This is a genomic window from Halorubellus litoreus, assembly GCF_037081675.1.
In the GTDB taxonomy this organism is placed as follows: domain Archaea; phylum Halobacteriota; class Halobacteria; order Halobacteriales; family Natrialbaceae; genus Halorubellus; species Halorubellus litoreus.
Genome location: NZ_JAZAQL010000002.1, coordinates 538,568 through 562,881, shown reverse-complemented (window position 1 = coordinate 562,881; position 24,314 = coordinate 538,568). Strand labels below are relative to the sequence as shown.

Annotated in this window: 24 protein-coding genes; 12 read left to right on the top strand and 12 right to left on the bottom strand. The window is 68.5% G+C overall.

Annotation, left to right across the window (positions count from 1 at the left end):
- Positions 1–40 precede the first annotated feature (40 nt).
- Entirely contained in the window at positions 41–754 is a 714-nt protein-coding gene (locus VYJ16_RS10085; RefSeq protein ID WP_336350174.1) for a hypothetical protein, read from the top strand.
- Positions 755–775: 21 nt separating this feature from the next.
- On the opposite strand, the gene VYJ16_RS10080 is transcribed toward VYJ16_RS10085, so the two are convergent.
- From VYJ16_RS10080 to VYJ16_RS10065, 4 genes are all read right to left on the bottom strand, one after another.
- Complete coding sequence (locus VYJ16_RS10080; protein WP_336350173.1) at positions 776–2,500, bottom strand: glutamate--tRNA ligase; 1,725 nt, start codon at positions 2,498–2,500, stop codon at positions 776–778.
- Positions 2,501–2,611: 111 nt separating this feature from the next.
- Entirely contained in the window at positions 2,612–3,199 is a 588-nt protein-coding gene (locus tag VYJ16_RS10075) for a DUF8159 domain-containing protein (RefSeq protein ID WP_336350172.1), read from the bottom strand.
- 138 nt (positions 3,200–3,337) lie between these two features.
- Positions 3,338–4,393, bottom strand: a complete 1,056-nt coding sequence (gene idsA3, locus VYJ16_RS10070) for a geranylfarnesyl diphosphate synthase (protein ID WP_336350171.1) — start codon at positions 4,391–4,393, stop codon at positions 3,338–3,340.
- Positions 4,393–5,739, bottom strand: a complete 1,347-nt coding sequence (locus VYJ16_RS10065; RefSeq protein ID WP_336350170.1) for a ribonuclease J — start codon at positions 5,737–5,739, stop codon at positions 4,393–4,395. The genes idsA3 and VYJ16_RS10065 overlap by 1 nt, the downstream gene beginning before the upstream one ends.
- Positions 5,740–6,117: 378 nt before the next feature.
- On the opposite strand from VYJ16_RS10065, the gene VYJ16_RS10060 reads away from it, so the two are divergent.
- The 8 genes from VYJ16_RS10060 to VYJ16_RS10025 all read left to right on the top strand — a co-directional run bounded on the left by VYJ16_RS10060 (position 6,118) and on the right by VYJ16_RS10025 (position 12,515).
- Entirely contained in the window at positions 6,118–6,408 is a 291-nt protein-coding gene (locus VYJ16_RS10060) for a 50S ribosomal protein L21e (protein WP_336350169.1), read from the top strand.
- A gap of 1 nt (position 6,409) precedes the next feature.
- Complete coding sequence (locus tag VYJ16_RS10055; protein ID WP_336350168.1) at positions 6,410–6,766, top strand: RNA polymerase Rpb4 family protein; 357 nt, start codon at positions 6,410–6,412, stop codon at positions 6,764–6,766.
- Positions 6,767–6,815: 49 nt separating this feature from the next.
- Entirely contained in the window at positions 6,816–7,379 is a 564-nt protein-coding gene (locus VYJ16_RS10050; protein ID WP_336350167.1) for a DUF655 domain-containing protein, read from the top strand.
- A 109-nt stretch (positions 7,380–7,488) separates the two neighbouring features.
- Positions 7,489–8,325, top strand: a complete 837-nt coding sequence (locus VYJ16_RS10045; protein WP_336350166.1) for a 16S ribosomal RNA methyltransferase A — start codon at positions 7,489–7,491, stop codon at positions 8,323–8,325.
- Positions 8,322–9,704: a mechanosensitive ion channel family protein gene (locus VYJ16_RS10040; RefSeq protein ID WP_336350165.1), complete on the top strand. Its 1,383-nt coding sequence runs from the start codon at positions 8,322–8,324 to the stop codon at positions 9,702–9,704. Before VYJ16_RS10045 ends, VYJ16_RS10040 begins: the two co-directional genes overlap by 4 nt.
- Entirely contained in the window at positions 9,704–10,279 is a 576-nt protein-coding gene (locus tag VYJ16_RS10035) for a HemK2/MTQ2 family protein methyltransferase (RefSeq protein WP_379762528.1), read from the top strand. Before VYJ16_RS10040 ends, VYJ16_RS10035 begins: the two co-directional genes overlap by 1 nt.
- Positions 10,280–10,377: 98 nt before the next feature.
- Positions 10,378–11,376 (top strand): 5-methyltetrahydropteroyltriglutamate--homocysteine methyltransferase, encoded by a 999-nt coding sequence (locus tag VYJ16_RS10030; protein WP_336350163.1) that lies wholly within the window; start codon positions 10,378–10,380, stop codon positions 11,374–11,376.
- Positions 11,373–12,515 carry a methionine synthase gene (locus VYJ16_RS10025; protein ID WP_336350162.1) on the top strand — a complete coding sequence of 381 codons (1,143 nt, stop codon included), beginning with the start codon at positions 11,373–11,375 and terminating at the stop codon, positions 12,513–12,515. The genes VYJ16_RS10030 and VYJ16_RS10025 overlap by 4 nt, the downstream gene beginning before the upstream one ends.
- A gap of 18 nt (positions 12,516–12,533) precedes the next feature.
- Here the strand turns inward: VYJ16_RS10025 and VYJ16_RS10020 are convergent, their stop codons facing one another.
- From VYJ16_RS10020 to VYJ16_RS10005, 4 genes are all read right to left on the bottom strand, one after another.
- Complete coding sequence (locus VYJ16_RS10020; RefSeq protein WP_336350161.1) at positions 12,534–13,358, bottom strand: class I SAM-dependent methyltransferase; 825 nt, start codon at positions 13,356–13,358, stop codon at positions 12,534–12,536.
- A gap of 86 nt (positions 13,359–13,444) precedes the next feature.
- A complete protein-coding gene (locus VYJ16_RS10015; RefSeq protein ID WP_336350160.1) occupies positions 13,445–13,705 on the bottom strand; it encodes a hypothetical protein in 261 nt (86 codons plus the stop codon).
- 110 nt (positions 13,706–13,815) lie between these two features.
- A complete protein-coding gene (locus VYJ16_RS10010) occupies positions 13,816–14,154 on the bottom strand; it encodes a hypothetical protein (protein WP_336350159.1) in 339 nt (112 codons plus the stop codon).
- Entirely contained in the window at positions 14,151–16,652 is a 2,502-nt protein-coding gene (locus VYJ16_RS10005) for a penicillin acylase family protein (protein ID WP_336350158.1), read from the bottom strand. Before VYJ16_RS10005 ends, VYJ16_RS10010 begins: the two co-directional genes overlap by 4 nt.
- Positions 16,653–16,805: 153 nt before the next feature.
- Between VYJ16_RS10005 and VYJ16_RS10000 the strand changes: the two genes are divergently transcribed.
- Entirely contained in the window at positions 16,806–18,746 is a 1,941-nt protein-coding gene (locus VYJ16_RS10000) for a S9 family peptidase (protein WP_336350157.1), read from the top strand.
- Positions 18,747–18,862: 116 nt separating this feature from the next.
- Here VYJ16_RS10000 and ndk read toward each other — a convergent pair whose 3' ends face one another.
- The 4 genes from ndk to rpl7ae are packed head-to-tail and all read right to left on the bottom strand — an operon-like array spanning position 18,863 to position 20,111.
- Positions 18,863–19,327 carry a nucleoside-diphosphate kinase gene (gene ndk, locus VYJ16_RS09995; protein WP_336350156.1) on the bottom strand — a complete coding sequence of 155 codons (465 nt, stop codon included), beginning with the start codon at positions 19,325–19,327 and terminating at the stop codon, positions 18,863–18,865.
- A complete protein-coding gene (locus VYJ16_RS09990) occupies positions 19,324–19,521 on the bottom strand; it encodes a 50S ribosomal protein L24e (RefSeq protein ID WP_336350155.1) in 198 nt (65 codons plus the stop codon). Before VYJ16_RS09990 ends, ndk begins: the two co-directional genes overlap by 4 nt.
- Positions 19,521–19,745, bottom strand: a complete 225-nt coding sequence (locus VYJ16_RS09985; RefSeq protein WP_166036990.1) for a 30S ribosomal protein S28e — start codon at positions 19,743–19,745, stop codon at positions 19,521–19,523. Before VYJ16_RS09985 ends, VYJ16_RS09990 begins: the two co-directional genes overlap by 1 nt.
- Before the next feature lie 6 nt (positions 19,746–19,751).
- Positions 19,752–20,111, bottom strand: a complete 360-nt coding sequence (rpl7ae, locus tag VYJ16_RS09980) for a 50S ribosomal protein L7Ae (RefSeq protein WP_227131261.1) — start codon at positions 20,109–20,111, stop codon at positions 19,752–19,754.
- A gap of 284 nt (positions 20,112–20,395) precedes the next feature.
- Between rpl7ae and VYJ16_RS09975 the strand changes: the two genes are divergently transcribed.
- Together VYJ16_RS09975 and VYJ16_RS09970 are read left to right on the top strand one after the other, a co-directional pair.
- Entirely contained in the window at positions 20,396–21,319 is a 924-nt protein-coding gene (locus VYJ16_RS09975) for a hypothetical protein (RefSeq protein WP_336350154.1), read from the top strand.
- A 124-nt stretch (positions 21,320–21,443) separates the two neighbouring features.
- Positions 21,444–24,266: an ATP-dependent helicase gene (locus VYJ16_RS09970; protein ID WP_336350153.1), complete on the top strand. Its 2,823-nt coding sequence runs from the start codon at positions 21,444–21,446 to the stop codon at positions 24,264–24,266.
- The last annotated feature ends 48 nt before the right edge of the window (positions 24,267–24,314 follow it).

Here is a 24,314-nt window from a genome sequence, read left to right as displayed (position 1 = left end):
CCCCGTGCTGGACGACCACCGACGGCATCGAGGGCGCGAGATGACGACGTTCGTCGAGTTCCTCGCCGGGAACGCGCTCGCGCTCGCCGCCGTCGCCACCGTCGCCCTCGTCCTCGTCGGCGTGTTCGCGCTCGGCGACCGCTCCCCGCCGACCGTCCAGCCGACGCGCCCCGTCTCGACGACAGCGGAACTCGCGTCGACCGCCGACGGTACCACGACGACCGACGGACCCGCGACCGACGAAACCACGGCCGCTCCGGTCGCCGTCGTCGGCACGCCCACGACCGAAAGTCCGCTCGACGCCCCGTTCGTGGACGTCGACGCGGTCGCGTTCGCCGTCCGCGTCGCCAGTCCGTTCGGGCACGTCACGACCGTCCGCGCGGTCGCCCCGTTCCACCTCGACGTCGACGGCGAGACCGTCCACGTCGACCCGCCGACACCACATTCACCGGTCGTCGACGACGCGCGCAGCACGCACCGGCGCGTCCTCCACGACGCCGACGACGTCCCCGCGTCGACCGCCGACGTCCTGAGCGCGCTCGACACCGACCGGTCGCGCGCCGCTCGCGTCCTCTCCGGCGGAATCCTCCCCGGTCGCACCCACCGCACGTACCGCGTCACCGTCGTCCCCGTCGACCGACAGGTCGCCGTCGTCGGCGCGCTCGCGCGCGACGGCGACGACTGGCGACTCGACCCGGCGACCGACGGCGCGCTCCGCTTCCTCGACCCCGCGAGCGTCACGAAGCACGCCTGAAAGAACCAGTACCGGTAGTCGTCAGGGGTGCGCGAAGTACGTCTGCACGTCCGCGTCGCCCTCGAAGTCCAGGTCGTCGACTCTTGCGTAGCCGACGCGCTCGAACTGGACGACGTCGTCGACGTCGTGGTCGACCACCCCGGGTTCCGCGATGCCGTGCTCGTCGCCGTCCATCGTCCGCATGCGGACCGAGACGCCGTCGGCGGGCGCCCAGTGCACGACGTCGACGTCGCCGTCGGTGACGACCGACAGGTCGTCGTCCGTGAACGCGAGCGCGTCGCCGGTGGACTCGACGCAACCGAGGCCCTTCAGCCAGACGCGGTCGCCGGCGTCCGGGACGTCACCCGGTTCGAGGACGAGCGCGTCGCCGACGGGGATGTCGCGGTCGCCGCGGTCCTCGAAGTCCGGGTGCAGGGGCGGGTGCGCGCTCCCCGGCCCGTCGCCCTCGATGGGGACCTCCACGGGGTCGCGGACGAGGAACCGCCGCGTCGCCGTCTCGTCGACGTACTCGCGGTTCTTCGCGTACACGCTCGACATCGCGAGGTCCACGTCGCTCGTGGACATCCCGAGTTCCAGCATCGCGTCCACGAGCGCCTCCCCGCGGATGCCGCGGCGGCGAACGCTCGCGACCGTCGGCGCACGCGGGTCGTCCCACCCGTCGAGTTCGCCCTCGGCGACGAGCTCCTTGATCGTGCTCGTACTCATCTTCACGTCGTACGCGTCGATCTGGACGTGCCCCCAGTGCACGACCTCCGGGTACTCCCAGTCGAAGTACTCGTAGAGGAACCGCTGGCGCTTCGCCGAATCCTGGAGGTCGATACCGCGAACGATGTGCGTGACCCCCGTGAGGTGGTCGTCGACGCCGCTCTGGAAGTCAAGCATCGGCCAGCACCGGTACTCCGCTGCTTCCTCGCGCGGATGCGGCGTGTCCACCATCCGGAACGCCACCCAGTCCCGGAGCGCCGGGTTCTTGTGGTCGATGTCGGTCTTCACGCGCAGCGTCATCTCGCCCGCGCTGTACTCGCCATCGACCATCGCCGCGAACTCCTCGCGCGTCGTCTCCGCGTCCTTGTCGCGATGCGGGCACGCCTCGCCCGCGTTCTTCAACTCCGAGAAGTCCTCGCCGCTACACGAGCACGTGTACGCGCCACCGGCGTCGATGAGGTCGCGAGCGTGCTCGTAGTACGTCTCCACGCGGTCGCTCGCCTTCAGGACCTCGTCCGGTTCGAACCCGAGGTACTCGACCGCCTCGAGGATCTCGTCGTACGCCGACAGGTCCGGGCGCTTGGTCTCCGGGTCCGTGTCGTCGAACCGCACCAGCATCCACCCGTCGTACATCTCCTTGTACGTCCCGATGACCGCAGGCATCCGCGCGCTCCCGAGGTGCCAGGGACCGTTCGGGTTCGGCGCACACCGCATCCGGACCTCGTCGTACTCCTCGACGTTCGGCAGGTCCGGGAGCGGCGCGTCCTCGCTCTCGTCCTCGGCCATCAGCTCCTCGTAGCGCTCGGGCGCGAGCTCCTGCAAGCGCTCGGCGCGCTCCTCGTGACTCATGTCGTTCACGCGCCCGACGACGCCACCGACGACGCCAGGGACCTCGTCCGAGTGCTCGCGGAACTCGGGGTTCTCACCCATCAACGGCCCCATCACCGCACCGACCGCCGCGTCGCTCTCGTGCTTGACCGCGTTGAACAACGCGGCCGTCTCTGCAGCCTCCTCCACGCGCGCTCGAAGTGCCTCGTCCATTACCGCGACGTACTCCCGGCCGCGTAAAAACCGCCCCGATGTCCCGCCGCCGACCGCGCGCCCGACCGGCCAGCGCGCGTCACCGGTCCGCCGACCCGATTCGAGCCAGCGTCAGTTCGAGCCCACGCCCTCGGGGAACCGACGCGTGTTGAACACGCGCTGTGCGACGCCCGCGTCCGAGAGGTCGCCCGACCGCCACTTCTTCACCCACGTCGCCTGCACGTGATAGCTCGTCGCCTGCTCCTCGAACGCGCGAGCGATGTCCGCGGAGAGCTTCGCCGTCGGCCCGTCGTTCGCGACGATGAGGCCGTACGCGGAGATGACGGCGCCGATCTCGCGGCGCGACTCGCCGCGCGACGACGCCGACGACTCGTACGCCAACCGCACCGTGTCGTCGTCCCGGACCATGCTCGTCACCGAGAGCGCGTGCTTCTCCTCGAGGATCCACCGGAGTTCACCGAGCGTCCCCTTCCCGTCGCTGTTCGGCGTCCGCTTCCGTATCTGGTCCGAGCCGGTCGTCGCGAACGTCGCGCTCGCGCCGACGCCCGCACCGACGAACAACCCGACGCCGCCGACCAGTACCTTCCGGCGAGACACGTCGAACCCGCCGCCCTCGCCGTCGGCCGCGTCGACGTCGCCGCTCTCGGCAGCGTCCCCGTCCGGTCGTCCGTCACCCGTGGTCGTCTCGTCCCCTGGCATACCCCCAGCTACCACGTCGATACAAAAAGCACCGCCGAGAGAATCGACGCTCGACTCACGGCTCGAAACGGAACGCGAAACCGAGCCCGGGGTCGCTCCGCGAGAACGCGAAACGGAGTCGGCATGCAGTCGAGCGGGTCAGTACTCGCGCTCGATGAGGTAGTCCGCGAGGTCCTCCAGCAACCGCCGCGCGTCGTTCTCCGGCAGGCGCTGCAGGCGGTCCTTCCCCTGCTCGACGAGGTCGCGCGCCGTCTGGTTCGCGTACTCGATGCTCCCGGCCTCGTGCAGGCGCTCGACCGCGTCGTCGATCTCCGCCTCCGTCACCGCCTCGACGTCGTCGGTCTCGACGAGCGAATCCACGTCCACGCCGTGTCGGCGCGCGTGCACCGTGATGAGCGTCTGCTTGTTCTCCACGAGGTCAGAGCCGCGCTGCTTCCCGAGCTTCTCGCTCGGAACCGTCAGGTCCAGGACGTCGTCCTGGATCTGGAACGCGCGCCCGACGTCGAGCCCGTACCCGTACAGCGCGTCGACGGTCTCCTCGTCCGCGCCGAGGACGATACCCGCCATCGCCGCCGACGCCGCGTAGAGGACCGCCGTCTTGTGCTCGATCATCTCCATGTACTCCTCGGGCACCACGTCACCGCGCTGCTCGAACGCGACGTCGAGACTCTGGCCCTCGCAGATCTTCGTGCACGTCGACGCGAGCATGTGGAGCGCATCCACCGACCGTTCCGCGGGCGCACCCGTCTCGAGGAGGATCTCGAACGCCTTCGAGTACAGCGTGTCGCCAGCGAGGATCGCGGTGTCGAGCCCGAACTTCTCGTGGACCGCCGGCACCCCACGACGGAGCTCGTCGTCGTCCATGATGTCGTCGTGGATGAGCGTGAACGACTGGATGACCTCCACGCTCACCGCCGCCGCCATCAAGTCCACCGGCTCCCCGGTCAGGTCCTCGAACGCTCGATAATCGACGTCCTCGCTCAGGCCGTCGACGTCCGTGAGCGCCTCACCGACCGCGAGCAGGACCGTCGGCCGCAACCGCTTCCCGCCCGCGTCCAGCAGGTACCGCGACGCCTCGTAGAGTCGCTCCGGCCGCTTCACCGGAAGCTCCTCCGGGATGGCGGCGTTCACGTGCTCTCGGCGCGCTTCCACCGCCGATAGCACCGCTTCCTCCCGCGTACTCGGGTCTGTCATCATTCCACGAGCTGGATGAGGTTCCCGTTCCGCGTAACGTGCAGGTCACGACCGACCTTGTACCCCTGATTCTCTGCGAGGTTCACGTACCCCGAGAACCCGCTCATGTCCTGGTGCGCCGGGATGACGTGCTGGGGCTGGAGTGCCTGCAGCATCGCGTAGTGACCCTCCTGGTTCAGGTGGCCGGAGACGTGGATGTCGTCGTAGATGCGCGCGCCCTGCATCCCCAGGAGCTGCTCGGCCTGATAGCGCTGGCCTTCGTTCGTCGGCTCCGGGATGACTCGCGCACTGAAGATGACCTTGTCACCGTCGTCCAGCTCGTACGGCGTCTCGCCGCGAGCCATCCGCGTCAGCATCGCGCGCGGCTCGCCCTGATGGCCCGTGACGATGGGGAGGTAGTCGCCCTTCCCCTCGTTCATCACTCGCTTGAACGTCCGGTCCACGCTCTTGCGGTGCCCGAACATCCCGACGTCGTCCGGGAAGTCGACGAACCCGAGGCGCTCCGCGGTCCCCGAGTACTTCTCCATGGAGCGACCGAGGAGGACGGGCTGACGCCCGATGTCCTTCGCGAACTCGACGAGGCTCTTGACGCGAGCGATGTGGGAGGAGAACGTCGTCGCGACGATACCGCCGTCGTAGTCCTCGATGGAGTACATGACGTCCTTGAGGTGACGGCGCGCGGTCGCCTCGCTCGGGTTCCGGCCCTTCTTGTTCGCGTTCGTACAGTCCTCGATGTAACACAGCACGCCCTCGCGACCGATCTCGCGGAAGCGCTTCATGTCGATGGGGTCGCCGATGACCGGCGTGTGGTCCATCCGCTTGTCCAGGCCGTACACGATAGCGCCTTCCGGCGTGTGCAGCACGGGGTTGATGGCGTCGATGATGGAGTGCGTGACGTTCACGAACTCGAGCTCGACCTGCCCGCTATCGCCGATACTCATCGTCTCACCCGCCTCCATCTCAACGAGGTCGTTCTCGACGCCGAACTTCTGCTCGCCCTCGATCTGCTGTTTGACGAGCGCGTTCGTGAACGGCGTCGCGACAATCGGCGCGTTGTAGCGGTGCGCGAGCTTGCTGATGGCGCCGATGTGGTCGAGGTGGCCGTGCGTCGGGACGATCGCCTGCACGTCACCTTCGATCTCGGACATGATGCGGTCGTCCGGGATGGCACCCATGTCGATGAGGTCGAGACTGTGCATCTTCTCGGTCTCGACGTTGTCGTGGATGAGGACCTTCGACAGGTTCAGGCCCATGTCGAAGATGACGACGTCGTTCCCGGCTCGTACTGCGGTCATCTGGCGGCCAACTTCCTCGTAGCCGCCGATTGTGGCGATTTCGATTTCCATAGCTAACGCACTGAAAGTCCGCCGCGGCGGCGAGCGCTGTCGGCCGCCCCCGAGGACGGCTCCGTGTATGCAAATACCCGCGGTTGTCCGATTGCAGGGGCCCCGGCGTCTTGCAGCACGTCGGCGTGCAACCCGCTATGCTTCACTCGTCTACGGCCGCGAAACCGGCCGGCGGCGAGCCCGACTCCGAGCGAAGCACTTACCCGCGGGCGTTGTGGTATCCTGCCCTTCTCGCTCGGAGGGTAAAAAGACAGCGGGTTGGGTGACAATGCGGTCACCGGCGTCGTTCGGAGGTCACGTGCGCAACGGACCGCGGGCGCCCAGCGGGCGAGGAACGTGCGTTTTATAACGACGACGGCGGAACTGGGGTGTACGACTATGCCGAACTCGCACGGACCCCGCAAGAAGACCCGGAACAAGCTGAAGAACCACCCCCGAGAGCGCGGCACGTCCCCGCCCCAGCGCGCGATCCAGGAGTTCGAGACGGGCCAGAAGGTCCACCTGAAGATCGACCCGTCGGTCGCCGACGGTCGCTTCCACCCGCGTTTCAACGGCCTCACGGGCGAGGTCGAGGGCAAGCAAGGCGCCGCGTTCAAGGTCCTCATCAACGACGGTGGCAAAGAGAAGACGGTCATCGCCGCGGCCGCGCACCTGAAGGCCCAGCAGTAGGATGACGATATTCAAGGAGAAGCTCGACGAGGAGTTCCTGACGTTCGCGGAGACGAAGGAACTGCTCGACGAGGTGGAGGCCGACCGCGCGCTCGACGAGGACCGCGAGATGCGCTACGAGCTCGCGCGCGCCATCGAGCACGTGAATCGGTTCACGGTGCTCGACCCCGAGGAGTCGGTCGAGCTCGTCGAGGAGCTCCAGGAGCTGGAGAAGGTCGACGAGGCGACGGCGTACAAGATCGCGAACCTCCTGCCGGAGGACCGCACGGAGCTGCGGTCGGTGTTCGCGAAGGAGCGGTACACGCTCGACGGCGACGAACTTGACGAGATCCTGAACGTTCTCGCGAAGTACGTCTGAGTCCCTGCCGCCATCTTTTAAATACGTCGTCGTCGTAACTGCTACTATCATGAGTGATTCAACCGCCGAAGAGCGGGTCGCAGTCGTCCTCGACATCTTCCCGAACGGGCGTTCGGACGGTCGGCACGGCTCTCGGCCGATGGCGTACGCGCTCGACGTCCGTGACTTCACGCTGAAGGAGGTCGTCTTCGAGGAGACGCCGGAGGTCGGGATGGACGACGAGCTCGTCGTCGAACCGCCCGGTGACGAGATCCGCGGCGTGTATCCCGTAGAGTACGAGGACATCTCCGGGAGCGCGCAGTCCGAGCTCGAGTACATCGTCGAGGAGCTCGTCGAGGCCAAGGAGGACCGGTTCGTGGCGTTCTACAACGACGCGCAACCGATCACGCTCCGGCTCCACCAGCTGAACCTCCTGCCGGGTATCGGGAAGAAGCTCCGGAACACGATCCTCGACGAACGCAAGCGCAAGCCCTTCGAGAGCTTCGAGGACCTCGAGGAGCGCGTGAAGGGCCTGCACGACCCCGTGGGCGTGCTCGTCGAACGCATCCTCGAGGAGGTCCGCGAGGACGACCTGAAGTACAAGACGTTCGTCGGTCGCGACGAGGACGCCTGACGCGGCGAGGGCGCCTGCGTCGCGTCGCGTGAGTCGTCTCCGGGGTCGGTCGCCCCGAGAGTCATCCCGCTGGGTTTACCCTGCCTCGCGTACTAGCCGAGTGCAATCGATGAGAGACCCTGAGGGCTTGCTGTCTCGTGCTGGCGTGCGTGGCGACCCGAACCACGACCAGCACTTCCTCGTTGACGACCGCGTGCTCGACCGGCTGCCGTCGTACCTGCCCGAGGGCGAGGGCGTCCGCGAGCACGTGCTCGAGATCGGTGCTGGGAACGGTGCGTTGACCGCGCGACTCCTCGCCGAAGCGGAGCACGTGACGGCGGTGGAGCGCGACCCGGAGCTCGCGGCGTTCCTCCGCGAGGAGTTCGCGGAGGAGATCGCGGCGGGCGACCTGGACGTTGTCGAGGGCGACGCGTTGGAGGTCGATCTCCCCGAGTTCTCGGCGTGCGTCGCGAACCTCCCCTATAGCGTGTCCAGCCAGATCGCGTTCCGGCTGCTTCCCCTGAAGAAGCCGCTCGTGTTGATGTTCCAGTTGGAGTTCGCGGAGCGGATGGTCGCGGACGCGGGAACGGACGACTACGGGCGGCTGTCCGTCTCGGCCCAGCACTACGCGGACGTGGAGATCGTCGAGCCGGTCCCGAAGGAGGCGTTCAGTCCGCAGCCGGCGGTCGAGAGCGCGGTCATTCGCGCGACGCCACGCGACCCGGCGTACGAGGTCGACGACGAGGAGTTCTTCCTGGACTTCGTGAAGGCAGTGTTCACGCAACGCCGGAAGACGATGCGGAACGCGGTCCGGAACACCGTCCACATCTCGGGGCTCGACGACGGGTCGGCGGTCGTGGACGCGGCCGACGAGGACCTGATGGGGATGCGGCCGGGGAAGGTGTCGCCCGAGCGGCTGGCTGCGCTCGCCGCGCTCGCGGCCGACGTCGGCCGTGATGCGGAATGATACAGTCCGACGCGTCGACCGCGATGGAGGTCGCGCGGTCGCTGAACGAGCTGTCGCGCGTGTTCGACACGGCGCTGACGCGGACGCTCGTGACTGGGCTCGCGCTCGGCGTCCTCACCGGTATCGGTTGGGTGACGACGCAGGTCCAGACGTGGCTCCGCGAGCGGTTGAGTGACGTCACGGCGGACGTGGTGACGGTCGTCGTCGTCGGGACGACGTTCGTCACGGCCATCGGCGTGTCGATGGGCGTGTGGCAGCTCGCGGACGACGTTGTGCGAGCGACGCGCGGCCTGGAGTTCATCAACGGCCCGAACCTGGCGGCGACGGTCGTCATCCTCCTCGTCACCCACCTGCTGTCGCGGGCGGGGCGTCGACTGGTCGACGGCTGGGTGAGTAACCGGCAGGCGTTCGACCAGCACGAGGTCGAGATCACGTACCGCGTCCTCCAGATAATTCTCTGGGTGACGGCGATATCGGTCGTCCTCGGCCTCTGGAACGTGAACCTGACGGGCGTGCTCGTCGGCGCGGGGTTCGCGGGTATCGTGGTCGGGATGGCGGCGCGCCAGACGCTCGGCGCGGTCCTGGCGGGGTTCGTGTTGATGTTCGCGCGGCCGTTCGAGATCGGGGACTGGGTGGAGATCGGCGACAACGAGGGGATCGTGACGGACATCAGTATCGTGAACACGCGCGTGCAGACGTTCGACGGCGAGTACGTGATGATCCCGAACGACATCGTGAGCGGCCAGGAGGTCGTGAATCGCTCGCGGAAGGGGCGACTCCGCATCGAGGTGGAGGTTGGCGTGGACTACGACGCGGACGTGCCGACGGCGACGGAACTTGCCGGAGAGGCGATGGACGACCTGGACGCGATACTGTCGGTGCCGACGCCGCAGGTGGTCGTCAAGGAGTTCGGTGATTCGGCGATCGTGCTCGGGTGTCGGTTCTGGATCGACAAGCCGAGCGCGCGCCGGAAGTGGCGGGCGCGGACGGCGGTCGTCGAGTCCGTGAAGGCGGCGTTCGACGAGGCGGGCGTGAAGATCCCGTTCCCGCAGCGCGAGCTGTCCGGGCGCGCGGAGACGGGCGGGTTCCGGCACGCGGAGACGTCGGAGTCGGTGCCGGTGGAGAACGGCGGCGTGGATGCGGACCCGGAGCCGGACGCGGTCGTGGAGCCGGCCGACGAGGACGTGCCGACGCCCGACGGGTCCGGGGCGAGCGAGCGCGAGAGCGGGTTCGGTATCGGCGGGGACGACCTCGGGATGACGTTCACGAAGGGGCGCGTGTCCCTCGGCGATGACGGAGACGACGCGGACGACCGCGACGCGCCCGACGGCGGCTCCGACGAACGCGACGGGGCCGACGACGCGGAGGGGTCGTCATGATGGACCTCGCGGAGCGTCGTGGCGTGGAGACGGAGGTATATCAGCCGGCGGAGGATTCGGCGTTGCTGGCTTCGGTCGCCGAGGACGAGGTCGGGTCGGGCGACCGCGTGCTGGAGGTCGGGACGGGGTCGGGGTGGGTGGCCGAGCAGGTCGCGACGGAGACGGGTGCGGACGTGGTGGCGTCGGACCTGAATCCGCACGCGACCCGGCAGGCTCGCGAGCGCGGCGTCGAGGCGGTGCGTGCGGACCTCGTCGCGCCGTTCCGGGACGGCGCGTTCGACGTCGTGCTGTTCAATCCGCCGTACCTGCCGGAGGACGCGGCGGCGGCCCGGGACGACTGGATGGAGACGGCGCTGACGGGCGGGGAGGACGGGCGCGCGGTCGTCGACCCGTTCGTGGAGTCGGTGGCGCGCGTGCTCGCCCCCGACGGGTACGCGTTGATGCTCGTGAGCAGTCTGACCGGGGTCGACGAGGTCGTCGAACTCGCGGGCGAGTGTGGGTTCTCTGCGGTGGCGATGCGCGAGGAGTCGTATCCGTTCGAGACGCTGTCGGTCCTGAAGCTCCTGCCGGCGTAGGTCGGGTGCGTGGCGCGTCCACACGCAACGTGATTACTGTGGCTCATTTGTCCGTACAGTAAATATTAAACAGCCGCATTTCCTACGCGGTACCACGCATGACAGAACTCGTCGCCACCACACCCGGGCTGTTCCCGCTCCCGGACTGGGCGAAATCCGACCTCTCCGACCTCAAAGGCCACCAGAAGGAAGACCTCGTCGACGGCGACGAGGCCGACGCCGTCCGCGACGCCTACGCCACCGCCCGCGGCGAGGTCGTCGACGCGCAGGTCGACGCCGGCCTCGACCGCGTCGTCGACGGGCAGCTCCGCTGGGACGACATGCTCGCGCACCCCCTCACCGTCCACGACGACGTCGAGACCCGCGGCATCGTCCGGTACTACGACAACAACAACTTCTACCGCGAGCCCGTCGTCAGCGAGGAACTCGACTTCTCCGGGGACGTCGCCGACGAACTCGACGCGACCGCCGCCCTCACCGACGAGCCCGTACAGGCAGTCCTGCCGGGCCCGTACTCGCTCGCGGACCTCGCGACCGACGAGTACTACGAGGACGACCGCGAGTTCCTCGCCGCCATCAGCGAGTTCCTCGCCGGCGAAGCCGACGCGTTCCCGGACGTGGAGACCCTCTACCTCCTCGAACCGTCGCTCGTCGAGAACGCACCCGACGACGACGTCGCGGACGACCTCGCATCGGCCGTGACGACCGTCGCGGACGCCGTCGACGCGGCCGTCGTCGTCCAGCCGTACTGGGGCGCACTCGACGAGAAGACGCACGCGCACCTGCTGGACGCCGACGTCGACGCCATCGGGTACGACTTCGTCGCGAACCACGAGGACAACCTCTACAACATCAACGAGTACGGCACCACCGACGACGTCTCGCTCGGCCTCGTCGACGGCCAGAACACGCTCGTCGAGGACCCCGAGGTCGTCCGCGACCGCGTCGACTGGGTGCACGAACAAGCGGTGAGCGCCGACTTCGACACCACGTACGTGACGACGAACACCGAGCTGTTCTACCTGCCGTACGCGAAGTACGAGGCGAAGCTCGACGTGCTCGGTGAAGCGGTCTCGCTCGCGGAGGTGGAAGCATGACGGACGCGACCGATTCCAGCGACGATGCTCCGAACAGCAAGGACCAGTTCCGGCCGGTCGGACACGAGAACGAGCACTTCCTCCTGACGACGGTCGTCGGGAGCTACCCGAAGCCGAAGTGGCTCGACCGCGCTCGCGAACTCTACCAGGGCGGCGATACCACGAAACCCCGCGAGCACCAGGGCGAGCACGCCGAGGAGCTCCCGGACTTCGACGAGGACGCCTGGGAGGAAGCGAAGGACGACGCGAGCCGCCTCATCACGAAGGAGCACGAACGCGCCGGCCTGGACGTCGTCGTCGACGGCGAGATGCGGCGTAACGAGATGGTGGAGTTCTTCGCGCACCGCATCGACGGCTACGAGTTCAACGGCCCGGTGAAGGTCTGGGGCCACAACTACTTCGACAAGCCGAGCGTCGTCTCGGAGGTCGAGTACGACGAGACGTGGCTCGTCGACGAGTACGAGTTCACCGCCGACGTCGCCGACCGCCCGGTGAAGGTCCCCATCACGGGCCCGTACACGCTCGCGAACTGGAGCTTCAACGAGGCGTACGACGACCTCGAGAGTCTCGCGGTGGACCTCGCGGACCTCGTGAACGAGGAGATCCAGAAGCTCGTCGACGCCGGCGCGCGCTACATCCAGATCGACGAGCCGGCGCTCGCGACGACCCCGGACGACCACGCCATCGTCGGCGAGTGCCTCGAGCACATCGTCGCGGACATCCCGGAGGACGTCCGCGTCGGCCTCCACGTCTGCTACGGCGACTACTCGCGCATCTACCCGGAGGTCCTCGAGTACCCCGTCGACGAGTTCGACCTCGAGCTGTGTAACGGCGACTACGACCAGCTCGACGTCTTCAAGGACCCGGCGTTCACCGCCGACCTCGCACTGGGCGTCGTGGACGCGCACGTCGCGGAGGTCGAGACCGTCGAGGAGATCAAGGCGAACATCCGCAAAGGCCTGGAGGTCGTGCCGCCCGAGCAGCTCGTCGTGTCCCCCGACTGCGGGCTGAAGCTCCTGCCGCGCGAGGTCGCGTACGAGAAGATGGCGAACCTCGTCACCGCCGCCCGCGAGGTCGAAGCCGACCTCGACGCCGGCGAGATCACGGTCGACGCCGCGCCCGCGAAGGCGGACGACTGACGTCGCGAACGGAGTCGACTACGCTGGTTTTTCCGCGCGCAGCGAGAACGTGAGTGGTAACTCGACGGGGACGTCGTCGGGGAGCCACCAGCGGCCGTCGTCGTCGCGGTCCATCCCGTCGTACATCGGGAAGTCCGCCCACGCGTGGTCGTGCAGGAACTCGATTTCGAGGCCGGCGTCGCAGAGTGCGGTGACGACGTCGCCCATGGTGTGGACGAACTGGACGGTCTCGGTGTGCTCGAACGACTCCTCGGGGTCGGCGTAGGAGCCGTCTGCGTCGATGCGGATGGGGTCGTCGTGGAAGTACGAGAACCCCCAGTCGCCGAACTGGCAGCCGTCGGCGTCGACGTCGTGGAACGGTTCGGTGAACGGGTGGATGTCCGCGAGGTAGTACGTGCCGCCTGGCGCGAGGTGAGCGGCGACGGTTTCGGCGAGCGCGTCGACGTCGTCGAGCCAGCCGAGGACGCCGAACGTCGTGAAGACGACGTCGAACTCGCGGTCGAGGGCGAGTTCCAGGACGTCGCCTTCGACGAACTCGGCGTTCTCGATGCCGGCCTGGTCGGCGAGGTCGCGCGCCTTCTCGACGGCGGCGGGCGAGAAGTCGACGCCGACGACCGACTGGCACTCCCTGGCCCACGAGAGCGTGTCCAGCCCGAAGTGACACATCGGGTGCAGGAGGGTGGTGTCGGCGTCGACGACGTCCGCGAGCTCTTCGCGCTCCATCGGGTAGAGACTGGAGTCACCCGCGAGGAATCCTTCCACGTCGTAGTAGTCGGTCTCCGGATGGACCGCGACGCGCTCGTCCCAGTTCGCGCGGTTCGTCGCGCGATAGTCCTCTGTCATACCGTCGCTGGCGCACGGGTCGCGCAAGTGTCTTCCCCCAGTATGGGAGTGCGTCTCGCGCCTGCGGGGTCGTGCGGCGTCACCGGTCAGACCAGGTCGACCACGACGGCGAGCGCGAACCCGACGCCCAGTGCGAGCGTCGACCTGACGGCCGGACGGGGCTTCGCGCGGAAGACGCCGGAGAGCGTGGTTCCGAGCGTGATCCCGATCAGGAACTCGCGGAGGGCGCGGACATGGAGTGCGGGAGCGTCGGCGGGTACCAGCGCCACGACCGCCGCGAGCGCGACGAGTCCGACAGCGATGACGAGTCCGTCGCGTCGGACGTCCCGCACCCGTCGCTCGATCATGCTCGCCGAAACGCGATAGTTTCTGATAGGTTTTTCGCTGACGGCCTGAGTCGACGGTCAGCGCAGGCCGCGGGCGAGCGCGCCGAGTTCGGCGGCACTGCAACCGTCGTTCACCGCAGTCCTCTCGCCAACGCGCCGAACGTCGGGAGGCCGAGACTCATCGCGACGGCGACGTCCCGCAGCAGGCCGAACCGAAGGAAGCCGCCGGCGGCGCCGGCGGCGGCGAGGTCGACGAGGAACACGGAGAGCACGACGCCACCGAAGAGGAAGCCGGCGAGGAGGCCGCGCGGGAGCGAGCGCTGCGGGAGCGCAACGAGTGCGCCGCCGGCGACGAGGCCGAGCCAGTGGACGCTCGCGAGCGCGACGCCGACCACCACGGCGAGCGCGGTCAGGCCGACGCGGCGCGGGTTCGACAGCGTCGCGCCGAGTTCCGTCGCGAGGTCCGTCATGCGTCGTCACCTCCGGCGTCGACGCTGTTCCCAGCGTCGTCGTCCGCAGTGAACCGCACGTCCACGCCGCTGGGCGCGTCCAGCCCGAACTCGCGGAACCGCCCGGCGGCCCAGTCGTCGAGCTGGTCCGCGTAGTGCGCGGACAGCGGGTCGCCGTCGTTCCCGCCCGGGAGGACCGCTTCCGCTGGGGGTGCGTCGTCGCCGACGGGGACGACCTGGCGCCACGAGGAGCCGACCATCGATTCCCGCCGGAAGTTGTTCACTGCGGTCGGCGACCCGTCGGTCGGGTACGCGGGATAGTTCAGGAACTCGCGCTCGAAGGGATGCGTGAGCGCGGTGCGGTTGTAGTCGCCGTACGTCTCGTAGCCCTCGTCGTCGATGGCGTCGAGCGCGTCCTGGAGTGCGGCCGCCGCGACCGCGCCGCGGTCCGGGTCGCTCGCGCCCTCGGGCACGAACCACTCGCTGTCCGCGGGGAGCCGCCCGAGCACCCAGTCGTTGGGCGTCCCGACGTCCAGGTCGGCGTTCTCGAACCGGCCCGCGAACGCGCGCTCGCCGAGTTCGCGCGCCCAGAACGCGAACACGAGCGGTTCGCGTCTGTCGGTGGTCATCTCGCCGTCCCACGCCAGCATCGCGTCGAGCTCCTCGCGCGCGTCGCCGGAGACGTCGCCGCGTGCGTCCTCCAGGAGCGGTCGCAGGTGGTCGACGCGCCGGTCGACCGCGTCCAACTGGACGTCCCGGAGGAATTCCGCCGTCATCGGCTCGTCGCTCGCGGCGCGTTCGTCGAGGCGCTCGTAGATGCGCGCGCCGCGGAACGGCGAGGAATACCCCTCCGAGAGGTGCGCCGGCGGGTCGTCGGTGACGCGCTGGTTCGCGGTCGCGAGATACCCCGGGTCGACGCTGTGGGGCATCGCCTCGAAGGGGATGGTGTCCGCGTTCGCCCAGTCCGTCTCGCCGTACGGCTCGAACCCCCGCCACTCGCCCTCCATTGCGGAGCCGTCGAACGGCCGGGTCGCGGGAACGGGGTCACCGTCCGTGCGACGGATGGGGACCCGTCCGGTCGTGTAGTAGAGCGTCCGGCCGTCGCGGTCGGCGTACACGAAGTTCTGCGTCGGCTCGTCGAACTTCCGGAGCGCGTCGAGCACGTCGTCGACGCCCTCCGAGCGCCCGACGTCGTAGATGGACTCGATGGTGCGCGCCGCGGACAGCCCCGTCCACTGGACGCCGACGCGCCCGCTCGTTCCCGGCAGCGAATCGCCGCCGCTGCCGCGGGAGAGCACCGCGCCGTGGACGCTCTTCGCCACTTCGACCGTCTCGTCCTCGCCGTCGGCGACCGGGATGGTCTCCTCGCGCGTCTCGAACTCGCGCCACTCGTCGCCGTACCGGTACTCGCGCCCGTCGTTCCGGGTGTCGTACGTGTAGAAGTCGATGACGTCGTATCCGGCGTTCGTGAACCCCCACGCGCCCGTGTCGTTCCGCCCGATTATCGTGAACGGCACGCCGGGGAACGTGACGCCGCGGACGTCGCGCTCGCCGTCGACGACGACGTGCTGCTCGTACCAGACCGGCGGGACGCGCAGGTCGAGGTGCGGGTCGTTCGCGACCACGGGGTCGCCCGAGTCGGTGTAGTCGCCCGAGACGACCCACGAGTTCGAGCCGACGCCGTCCTCGGACTCGAAGGCCTCCAACCAGGAGACGAGGCCGGGGTCGACGGGGTCGCCCGACCCGGCGCCCGTGGCGGCCCGAGTCGCCGCGCTCGCGGCGGCGGTCTCGCCGCCGGGCGGGTTCGGTTCGCGGTCGCCCGGCCGGAGGATGGGCGCGTCGTGGTTGTCGGCGTCGGGGAGCGGGTAGAGCGTCTCCGCGGTCTCGCGGTCGAAGGCGTCCGCGACCGCGGCACGGCGGAGCGTCGCGAAGCTCCCCGTGAGCCCCCACGAGATCTGTTTCTGGGCGAGGATGGAGTCCACGGGCGTCCACGGGTCCGCGTCGTAATCGAGGAGCTCGAACTCGACGGGGCGGCCGGCGTCCTCGCGGTACGCGTTCACGCCGTCGACGAACGCCTCGCTCGCAGGTGCCGCAGGACCGTCCTTCGCGGCGTCCCACGTCACCTCGGCGGCGCGCGCGAAGTCCATCTGGCGGTTGAACCGGTCGGAGTCGATGGCGACGTCGCCGAACACGGCCGAGAGCTCGCCGCGCATCACGCGCCGGAGGAGGTCCATCTCGAAGAGGCGGTCGCTCGCCTGCACGTACCCGACCGCGTAGTACGCCGCGCGTTCGTCGCTCGCGGTCACGTGCGGGACGCCGTGGTCGTCGTAGCGGACCGTCGCCGGCCCGTACGGCGAGTCGACCTCGCGGTCGACCTCGCGACCGTCGGCGTCCCACGTCGACCCGGACAGCGGTGCGAAGTCCGCGAGGAACTCGCGTGCGTCGGTCAGCGCCATCCCTCCGACGCCGGCGCCCAACACGGCGGACAGCAGCGCGCGACGCGTCGTCTCCGAAACCATGACGTGGACGTGAACAGGCCACGCACAAATAGTTTCACACCCCGGCGAGGGCGTTCCCGAGCAAGCCACCCGTTCGAGGCGACCGCTCGAGGACGGTGGGACTGAAGAATTCTTCTGCAAGTCCTTATGTGGGTGACACGACACGACTGTCGCATGGAGGCGCCAGCAGACACGGACGTCCTCGAAGCACTCGCCAGCCTGCCGACGCTCGCGCACCCGACGGTCTCCCCGGACGGGACCGAGGTCGCGTTCTACTACGACGACACCGGCCGGAACGAACTCCACGTCCTCGACCTGGAGACCGGCGACCGCGAGCAGTGGAGCGACGGCGAGGTCCCGCGGAACGCCCGCTGGTTCGTCGAGTGGGCCGCCGACGGCGACAGCATCTACTTCCACCTCGACGAGAACGGCGACGAACAGAACGACGTCCACCGCATCACGCGCGACGGCGACGTGGAACCCGTCGTCGAGATGGACGGCCAGGTGATGCTCCACGACATCGGCGACGACGGCGAGACCCTCCTCGTCGGGTCCTCCCGCGACGGCCAGATGAACGTCTACCGGCACGACCTCGCGAGCGGCGAGACCACGAAGCTCACCGACTACGACCGCGCCGTCTGGGGGTCGGAGCTCTCCCCCGACGGCGACCGCATCGCGTACTCGACGAACGAGACCGACGACTACGACAACAAGGACGTCTACGTCGCCAGCGTGGCGCAGAGCGCCACGGGCAGTCGGCCAGGGGCCGACGACGACGTCGACGGATCGAACGCCCGGAACCTCGAGATCGGCGACGTCGGCGCGGAAGCCTCACCCGTCGACTGGGGGCCGGACGGCGACCGACTGCTCGTCACCGACAACACCCCTGACCTCGCCCGCGTCGGCGTCTACGACCTCGACACCGACGACGTGACGTGGTACGGTAGCGGCGAGTTCGAGGAAAGCGGCCAGTTCTTCACGGAGGACGGCGAGCGCATCGTCGCGACTCGCGACCGCGACGCCGTCACGATGCCGGTCGTCTACGACGTCGACACCGGCGAGAGCGAGGAGTTCGACCTCCCCGACGGCGTCGCCGGCTTCGGGATGGCGGGCGACGCCAGCATCGCCGCGGACCGCGTGACCGTCACGCACACCACTCCGACGACGCGGTCGGAACTGCTCGCGTACGACCTCGACAGCGGCGAGACGGAGACGCTCGTCGAACCAGAGTACGGCCCGTTCGAGCCCGACGACTTCGCGGACGCCGAGTACCTCACCGTCGAATCCGACGGCATCCCCGAAACCACCCAGGAGGCGGTCCCCCACGACCCCTACGAGACCTTCGACATCGGCGCGCTCCTCTACGACTCCGGCGAACGCCCGTCGCCGCTCATCGTCAACCCCCACGGCGGCCCCCGACATCGCGACACCAAATCGTTCGACCTCTACACGCAAGTCCTGGCGTCGATGGGCTTCTCGGTACTGAAGGTGAATTACCGCGGGAGCACGGGCCGCGGCCGCGAGTTCGTCGAGGAACTCATCGACGACTGGGGCGGCGCCGAACAGGGCGACGTCGCGACCGCCGCCGAGCACGTCCTCGACGAACGCGACTGGCTCGACGACGACCACGTCGTCGTCTTCGGCGGGAGCTACGGCGGCTACAGCGCGTACTGGCAGGCCGTCCAGTACCCCGACCTCTACGACGCCAGCGTCGCCTGGATCGGACTCACCGACCTCGAGGACATGTACGAGAACACGATGCCGCACTTCAAGACCGAACTCATGGAGAAGTACCTCGGCACGCCCGAGGACAACCCCGCCCTCTACCGCGAACGCTCCCCGGTCGAGTACGTCGAGAACGTCGACGCCCCGATGTTCCTCGTCCACGGCGTCAACGACCGCCGCGTCCCCGTCTCCCAGGCACGCATCTTCCGGGACGCCCTCGACGACGCCGGCTACGACGCGGGCGAGGACGGCGACTACGAGTACGAGGAACTCGGCGAGGAAGGCCACGCCTCCAGCGACCAGGACCAGAAACTCCGGATGTTCCGCCTCCTCGAGGACTTCCTCGACCGCCGCATCGGCACGCGCGTCGACGCCCCCGCAGACGACTGACACCGAACGCGCGACCGCCACCACACCCGTCCCTACCGAATCAACTCGCAGAGACAGCGACCACACCCGTCGCTATCGGGTCGTGGAATCGAGTGAGAAGCGCGCGAACCGGCTGGTTACTCGTACAGCCAGGTCTCGTCGTGTCCCTCGTAGGACACGAGGTCGTCGTCGTCGAAGTGGATCGAGATCTCGCGCTCGTTCGCGCCCTCGTCCTCGTGGTCCGCCGCGTGCACGACGTTCCGACCGAGGTCGAGCGCGTAGTCACCGCGGATGGTGCCCGCGTCCGCTTCGAGCGGGTCCGTCGCACCGATCATCTGTCGGACCTGCCGCGTCGCGTCCTCGCCCTCCCACACCATCGGGACGACCGGACCCGACGTGATGAAGTCGACGAGGTCGTCGAAGAACGGCTTGTCCGTGTGCTCGGCGTAGTGCTCGTGGGCCGTCTCCTCGTCGAGCACCTCGACCTTCATGCCGACGAGCTTCAGGCCGCGGTCCTCGAGACGCGAGATGACGGTGCCGACGAGCCCGCGCGCGAACGCGTCGGGCTTGACCATCACGAACGTCCGCTCGCGGTCGGTCATTCCTCGGACACCTCTTTGTTCGCGCGACCCTCGTCCGTCCACTCCAGGTCGCGGGGTTCGCGGCCGAGGTCGGCGTTCTTCTCGCACTTCGCGCTACAGTAGTGAATCGTCGTACCGTCCGTGCGAACGAACATCGTCCCGGTACCGGGCTCGATGTCGTCCCCACAGTAGTCACAGGCTCGAGTCTGGGGCATTATTGGCCTCCGATGGAGTCGGCCTCGCGGGCGGTCTCTCGCAACTGGAGAACGTCGCCCTCGCGGACCGGACCGAGGCAGTTTCGCGTGATGATGCGACCCTGATTCTCGCCTTCGCGGATGCGGCACTTGACCTGCATGGCTTCACCGTGCATGCCGGTCTTGCCGACGATCTCGATAACTTCCGCGGGCGTGGAGCCGCTCTCTGTTTCTTCTGCGCTCATGGCCTATCAGAGGTCCTCGAGCTTCGAGGCGATGTCGTCGACCTGATCCGAGGCGTCGCCGGCGTCGACGACGGCTGCGGCAGCGCTGCCGACCTCGAGGCCGGCGGCGTGCCCGACGTCGTCCTGGGTCTCCACGAACACGACCGGGATACCCTTCTCGTCGGCGAGCTCGGGGAGGTGCATGACGATCTCCTCGGGCTGGACGTCCTCGGCCACGTACACGATGGAGGCGTTCCCTCGCTCGACGGCCTTGGTCGTCTCGTTCGTTCCTTTCTTTACGCTACCTGTGTCTCGTGCGACCTCGAGCGCCTCGAGGGCGTCGTCTTGGAGGTCGGCTGGGACTTCTTTGTTGACGTAAACTGGCATGGTTGTTCACCTTGTCTACGCGTGGGCTCGCGCTCCCCTGCCGTTCGCGGACCGGGTGTCCGCTTGGGCCGACCGGCTGGGTGCGGGACGGCCCTCGTCCTGTGGGGCTAGGAGCATCATCAACCCCGCGTAGGGTGTACCTGGTGAGTTGCTGGGCCCACCTTATAAGCATGTTCAATCCAGTCCTGGGGTGGGTCGGGATGGCATGCGATGGACGCGTCGGACCGGCACATCGATACTATCAGAAAAACAAGTATTTATGCGTTCGTGTTCGAACCTCTCGTATGGAAGAGACGACGCGGCGCGACGTCCTGCGTTCGACGGCAGCGCTCGGTGCAGCGATGGCGACCACCGCGACCGCGGGGTGCGCCAGCATCGGCGGGATCGGTTCGGGGAGCGGCGGCGACGGCGGCGGCGGCGAGTACCGGTCGACCGTCGCACACCCCGGCTGGTTCGACGTCGACGCGTCGGCGGCAGCCCCCGACGGGTACCGGCTCAAAACCGTGCGGACGTGGAATCACGCGGCGTTCAGGGACCTCGAGGGCGACCTCCCGGAGTGGATCCGCGACGCCGCGGGGCTTCGCATCCCCGGGCTCGACGTCCCCATCCACCGGCAGACGTTCACCCTCATGCCCGGCAGCGTGAGGGTCAGCACGTTCGCGGACGCGGACGAGTTGGCCGACGCCGCCTCGGAGAGCGACGCGTACGCGCCAGTCGACGGCGTCGAGGGGTTCTACGGGCACGCGGACGAGAACGGCGTGACGGTCGTCGGCGACGGCGTCGCCGCGAACGTGGACCGGTACGGTGGCGACGAGTCGTCGCCGGTCGAGGACGTCGCCGCCCACGCCGAGATGCTCGCCGCCAGCGAGGAGGCCGCGCTCGAGACGAGCACCACGGCGCTCTCGCGCGCGGACCGGCTGGTGGACGCGCTCGGCGAGCAGACCATCGCGCGACTCTGGCCGCGCCGCACCAACCTCGAGATCGGACTGAAGGCGGTCGGCGAGGGGTTCACGGTCGGTGCGGACCGGACCGAGCATCGGGCGGTCGGGCTCGGCGACGACCTCGACCCGGACACGTTCAAGGAGCGCCGGTTCGCCTATCGCGACTACGAGCCCTACGACGACGTCGCCGTCAGCGCCGGCGACGGGCGAGTCGTCCTCGAGGCGTCGGTGCCGACGAGCGAGTTCGACCTGTTCTCGCGGTACTGACCCCGTCAGTTCGCCGCAGCCGTGGCGTCGGCGTCGAACCAGCTCGGGTGCGCAACCGTCGCTCGCAGCCCAGCGCCGCCGTCGTCATCACGTTCTTGTACGTGTGGCCCCGACCCCCGCATCAATGGACGCGTTCGACCTGCTGGAGTCCGAGGCCGGCGTCGACGTCGACGCGAGCGACGTGGACGACGCGGACGTCCTTGAGTCGCTGTCGCCGTCGGTCCGGCAGTGGTGGGTCGAGCAGTTCGGCGAGTTCGTCCCGGAGAATGGCGGGTTCTTCACGCCCCCACAGAAGGAGGCGATTCCGCTCGTCTCCGAGGGCGAGAACGCGCTGGTGTGCGCGCCGACGGGGAGCGGGAAGACGCTCGCGTCGTTCACGGCCATCATCGACGCGCTGTTCGAGCGCGAACGCGAGCACGAGGACGGCCTGGATAACTCGGTGTACTGCCTGTACGTGTCGCCGCTGAAGTCGCTCGCGAACGACATCCACCGGAACCTGACGGAGCCACTGGAGGGCATCACGGACATCGCCGAGGACCGCGGGGAGGACGTCGGCGAGATACGGCACGCGATACGGCACGGGGACACGAGCGACGCGGACCGCCAGAAGATGCTGCGGGAGACGCCTCACATCTTGAACACGACGCCGGAGACGCTCGCGATACTCCTGAACTCGCCGAAGTTCCGCGAGAAGCTGCGGACGGTGGAGTACGTCGTCGTCGACGAGATCCACTCGCTCGCCGAGAGCAAGCGCGGGACGCATCTCTCGGTGAGTCTGGAGCGACTGGAGGCGCTCGCGAACGGGTCGCCGACGCGCATCGGGTGCTCGGCGACCATCGAGCCCCTGAGTCAGATGGCGAAGTTCCTCGTCGGGTACGAGCCCATGGACGGGCACGATGACGACAGCGACGAGGACGGCGAGTCAGCGACCGGGTCGGGGAGTGCGATGACGGGCGAGCGCGAGCCCCGCGACTACGAGATCGTGGACGCGCGGTTCGCTCGCGAGTTCGACCTCCAACTGGAGTGTCCGACCGACGACCTCGTGCACACGCCGCGGGACGTCGTCACCGGCGAGTTCTACGACTCGCTCCACGAGCACGTGCAGGGGGCGACGAACACGCTCGTGTTCACGAACACGCGCTCGGGCGCCGAACGCGTCCTTCACAACCTCCGCGACAGGTACGACGCGTACGACGAGGCGAACTCGGCGTGCCACCACGGCAGCCTCTCGAAGGACGTCCGCCAGGACGTCGAGCGGAAGTTGAAGGACGGCGAGTTGGACGTCGTGACGTCGTCGACGAGCCTGGAGCTCGGTATCGACATGCCGCACGTCGACCTCGTGGTCCAGGTCGGGAGTCCGAAGTCGGTCGCGGCGATGCTCCAGCGCGTCGGTCGCGCCGGGCACAGGGTCGGTGAGACCGTCACGGGCCGCGTGGTGGCGCTCGACCGCGACGAGCTCGTCGAGTGCGCGGTGATGGTGAAGAAGGCGACCGAGGGGTTCGTGGACTCGGTGAACGTCCCGGAGCGCTGCCAGGACGTCGCCGCCCAGCACGTCTACGGGATGGCGATCGCGGAGATACGGCCGGAGGCCGACGTGAAGCGAATCCTCCGGAGCGCGTACCCCTACCGGCACTACGGCGACGACGACTGGGAACAGCTCGTGCGGTACCTCACGGCGGACTACGAGGGCCTGGAGGACAAGAACGTGTACGCGAAGGTGTGGCGCGACGGGAACGACGAACCCGGTGGCGAGTATCACTACGACGAGTACGAGCCGGGGGAGGTCCTGATGGGGAAGCGCGGGCGGCTGGCGCGGGTCATCTACATGACGAACGTCGGGACGATCCCGGACTCGTTCGCGTGCGACGTCTTCACGCGCAGCGGCGACGAGTGGGTGGGCCAGCTCGACGAGTCCTACCTCGACACGCTGGAGCCGGGTGACGTGTTCGTGCTCGGCGGGTCGAACTTCGAGTACAAGTACCGGCGCGGGTCGAAGGTGTACGTGGATCGAACGACTGCCTCCCCAACGGTGCCGTCGTGGTTCAGCGAGCGCCTGCCGCTCGCGTACGACCTCGGCTGCGAGGTGCTCGCGTTCCAGGAGACGCTCCTCGAGAAGTACGAGCGCGGCGGGACGCCCGCGGTCCGGCACTGGTTGCGCGAGATGCCGATAGACGAGCACGCGGTGCGCGCACTCAGTCGGATGTACGACGAGCAGGTGCGGTACGCGGGCGCGGAGAGCGTGAGCACGCCGAGTCGGCTCGCTATCGAGGAGGCCCGTGACCGGGACGCGTACGAACGCCACTACTACGTGCACTCGAACTACGGCCGGCGGTTCAACGACGGGCTCTCCAGGCTCCTGGCGTACCGAATCGCGCAGGAGGCGAACGCGAACGTCACGGTCGCGGTGGCGGACGACGGGTTCACGCTGAAGCTCCCGCTGAACCGGAAGGTGGACGTGGTCGGCATCGTCGAGGACCTCGACCCCGACGCGGTCAGGTCGACGCTCCGGGAGGCGGTCCAGGGGACGGACCTCCTCCAGCGGTACTTCCGGATCGATGCGACGCGAGCGCTGATGATACTGAAGCGGTACAAGGGCTACGAGAAGTCCGCGAAGCAACAGCAGGTCGCGAGCGAGATGCTGTTGTCGTTCGCGGAGGACCTGGAGTCGTTCGCGGTCGTCGAGGAGACGTACCGCGAGATCCTCGAGGACAAGTTGCACGTGGACGGCATCGTGGCGTTCGCGCGCGACGTCCAGCAGGGTGACGTCGAGGTGTCGCGGACGCGCGTGGAGTCGCCGTCGCCGCGCGCGTTCGGGTTGGCGACGTTGATGGCGAGCGACGTCGTGCTCGCCGAGGACGAGTCCGCGGTCCTCCAGGAGTTCCACCGGCGCGTCGTCGACGAGATAGAGGGCGACGACGAGGCGGCGGAACCGACGGCTGGCGGGTGAGACGGGCGGTCGTCGCTATCGGTGGCAGGACTACTGACTCGTGGTCGC

What these genes read in the sequence shown, in the direction of transcription:
- VYJ16_RS10085 (WP_336350174.1), top strand. Translation starts at nt 41, where the DNA reads ATGACGACGTTCGTCGAGTTCCTCGCCGGGAACGCGCTCGCGCTCGCC.
- VYJ16_RS10080 (WP_336350173.1), bottom strand. Translation starts at nt 2,500, where the DNA reads ATGGACGAGGCACTTCGAGCGCGCGTGGAGGAGGCTGCAGAGACGGCC.
- VYJ16_RS10075 (WP_336350172.1), bottom strand. Translation starts at nt 3,199, where the DNA reads ATGCCAGGGGACGAGACGACCACGGGTGACGGACGACCGGACGGGGAC.
- idsA3 (WP_336350171.1), bottom strand. Translation starts at nt 4,393, where the DNA reads ATGACAGACCCGAGTACGCGGGAGGAAGCGGTGCTATCGGCGGTGGAA.
- VYJ16_RS10065 (WP_336350170.1), bottom strand. Translation starts at nt 5,739, where the DNA reads ATGGAAATCGAAATCGCCACAATCGGCGGCTACGAGGAAGTTGGCCGC.
- VYJ16_RS10060 (WP_336350169.1), top strand. Translation starts at nt 6,118, where the DNA reads ATGCCGAACTCGCACGGACCCCGCAAGAAGACCCGGAACAAGCTGAAG.
- VYJ16_RS10055 (WP_336350168.1), top strand. Translation starts at nt 6,410, where the DNA reads ATGACGATATTCAAGGAGAAGCTCGACGAGGAGTTCCTGACGTTCGCG.
- VYJ16_RS10050 (WP_336350167.1), top strand. Translation starts at nt 6,816, where the DNA reads ATGAGTGATTCAACCGCCGAAGAGCGGGTCGCAGTCGTCCTCGACATC.
- VYJ16_RS10045 (WP_336350166.1), top strand. Translation starts at nt 7,489, where the DNA reads ATGAGAGACCCTGAGGGCTTGCTGTCTCGTGCTGGCGTGCGTGGCGAC.
- VYJ16_RS10040 (WP_336350165.1), top strand. Translation starts at nt 8,322, where the DNA reads ATGATACAGTCCGACGCGTCGACCGCGATGGAGGTCGCGCGGTCGCTG.
- VYJ16_RS10035 (WP_379762528.1), top strand. Translation starts at nt 9,704, where the DNA reads ATGGACCTCGCGGAGCGTCGTGGCGTGGAGACGGAGGTATATCAGCCG.
- VYJ16_RS10030 (WP_336350163.1), top strand. Translation starts at nt 10,378, where the DNA reads ATGACAGAACTCGTCGCCACCACACCCGGGCTGTTCCCGCTCCCGGAC.
- VYJ16_RS10025 (WP_336350162.1), top strand. Translation starts at nt 11,373, where the DNA reads ATGACGGACGCGACCGATTCCAGCGACGATGCTCCGAACAGCAAGGAC.
- VYJ16_RS10020 (WP_336350161.1), bottom strand. Translation starts at nt 13,358, where the DNA reads ATGACAGAGGACTATCGCGCGACGAACCGCGCGAACTGGGACGAGCGC.
- VYJ16_RS10015 (WP_336350160.1), bottom strand. Translation starts at nt 13,705, where the DNA reads ATGATCGAGCGACGGGTGCGGGACGTCCGACGCGACGGACTCGTCATC.
- VYJ16_RS10010 (WP_336350159.1), bottom strand. Translation starts at nt 14,154, where the DNA reads ATGACGGACCTCGCGACGGAACTCGGCGCGACGCTGTCGAACCCGCGC.
- VYJ16_RS10005 (WP_336350158.1), bottom strand. Translation starts at nt 16,652, where the DNA reads ATGGTTTCGGAGACGACGCGTCGCGCGCTGCTGTCCGCCGTGTTGGGC.
- VYJ16_RS10000 (WP_336350157.1), top strand. Translation starts at nt 16,806, where the DNA reads ATGGAGGCGCCAGCAGACACGGACGTCCTCGAAGCACTCGCCAGCCTG.
- ndk (WP_336350156.1), bottom strand. Translation starts at nt 19,327, where the DNA reads ATGACCGACCGCGAGCGGACGTTCGTGATGGTCAAGCCCGACGCGTTC.
- VYJ16_RS09990 (WP_336350155.1), bottom strand. Translation starts at nt 19,521, where the DNA reads ATGCCCCAGACTCGAGCCTGTGACTACTGTGGGGACGACATCGAGCCC.
- VYJ16_RS09985 (WP_166036990.1), bottom strand. Translation starts at nt 19,745, where the DNA reads ATGAGCGCAGAAGAAACAGAGAGCGGCTCCACGCCCGCGGAAGTTATC.
- rpl7ae (WP_227131261.1), bottom strand. Translation starts at nt 20,111, where the DNA reads ATGCCAGTTTACGTCAACAAAGAAGTCCCAGCCGACCTCCAAGACGAC.
- VYJ16_RS09975 (WP_336350154.1), top strand. Translation starts at nt 20,396, where the DNA reads ATGGAAGAGACGACGCGGCGCGACGTCCTGCGTTCGACGGCAGCGCTC.
- VYJ16_RS09970 (WP_336350153.1), top strand. Translation starts at nt 21,444, where the DNA reads ATGGACGCGTTCGACCTGCTGGAGTCCGAGGCCGGCGTCGACGTCGAC.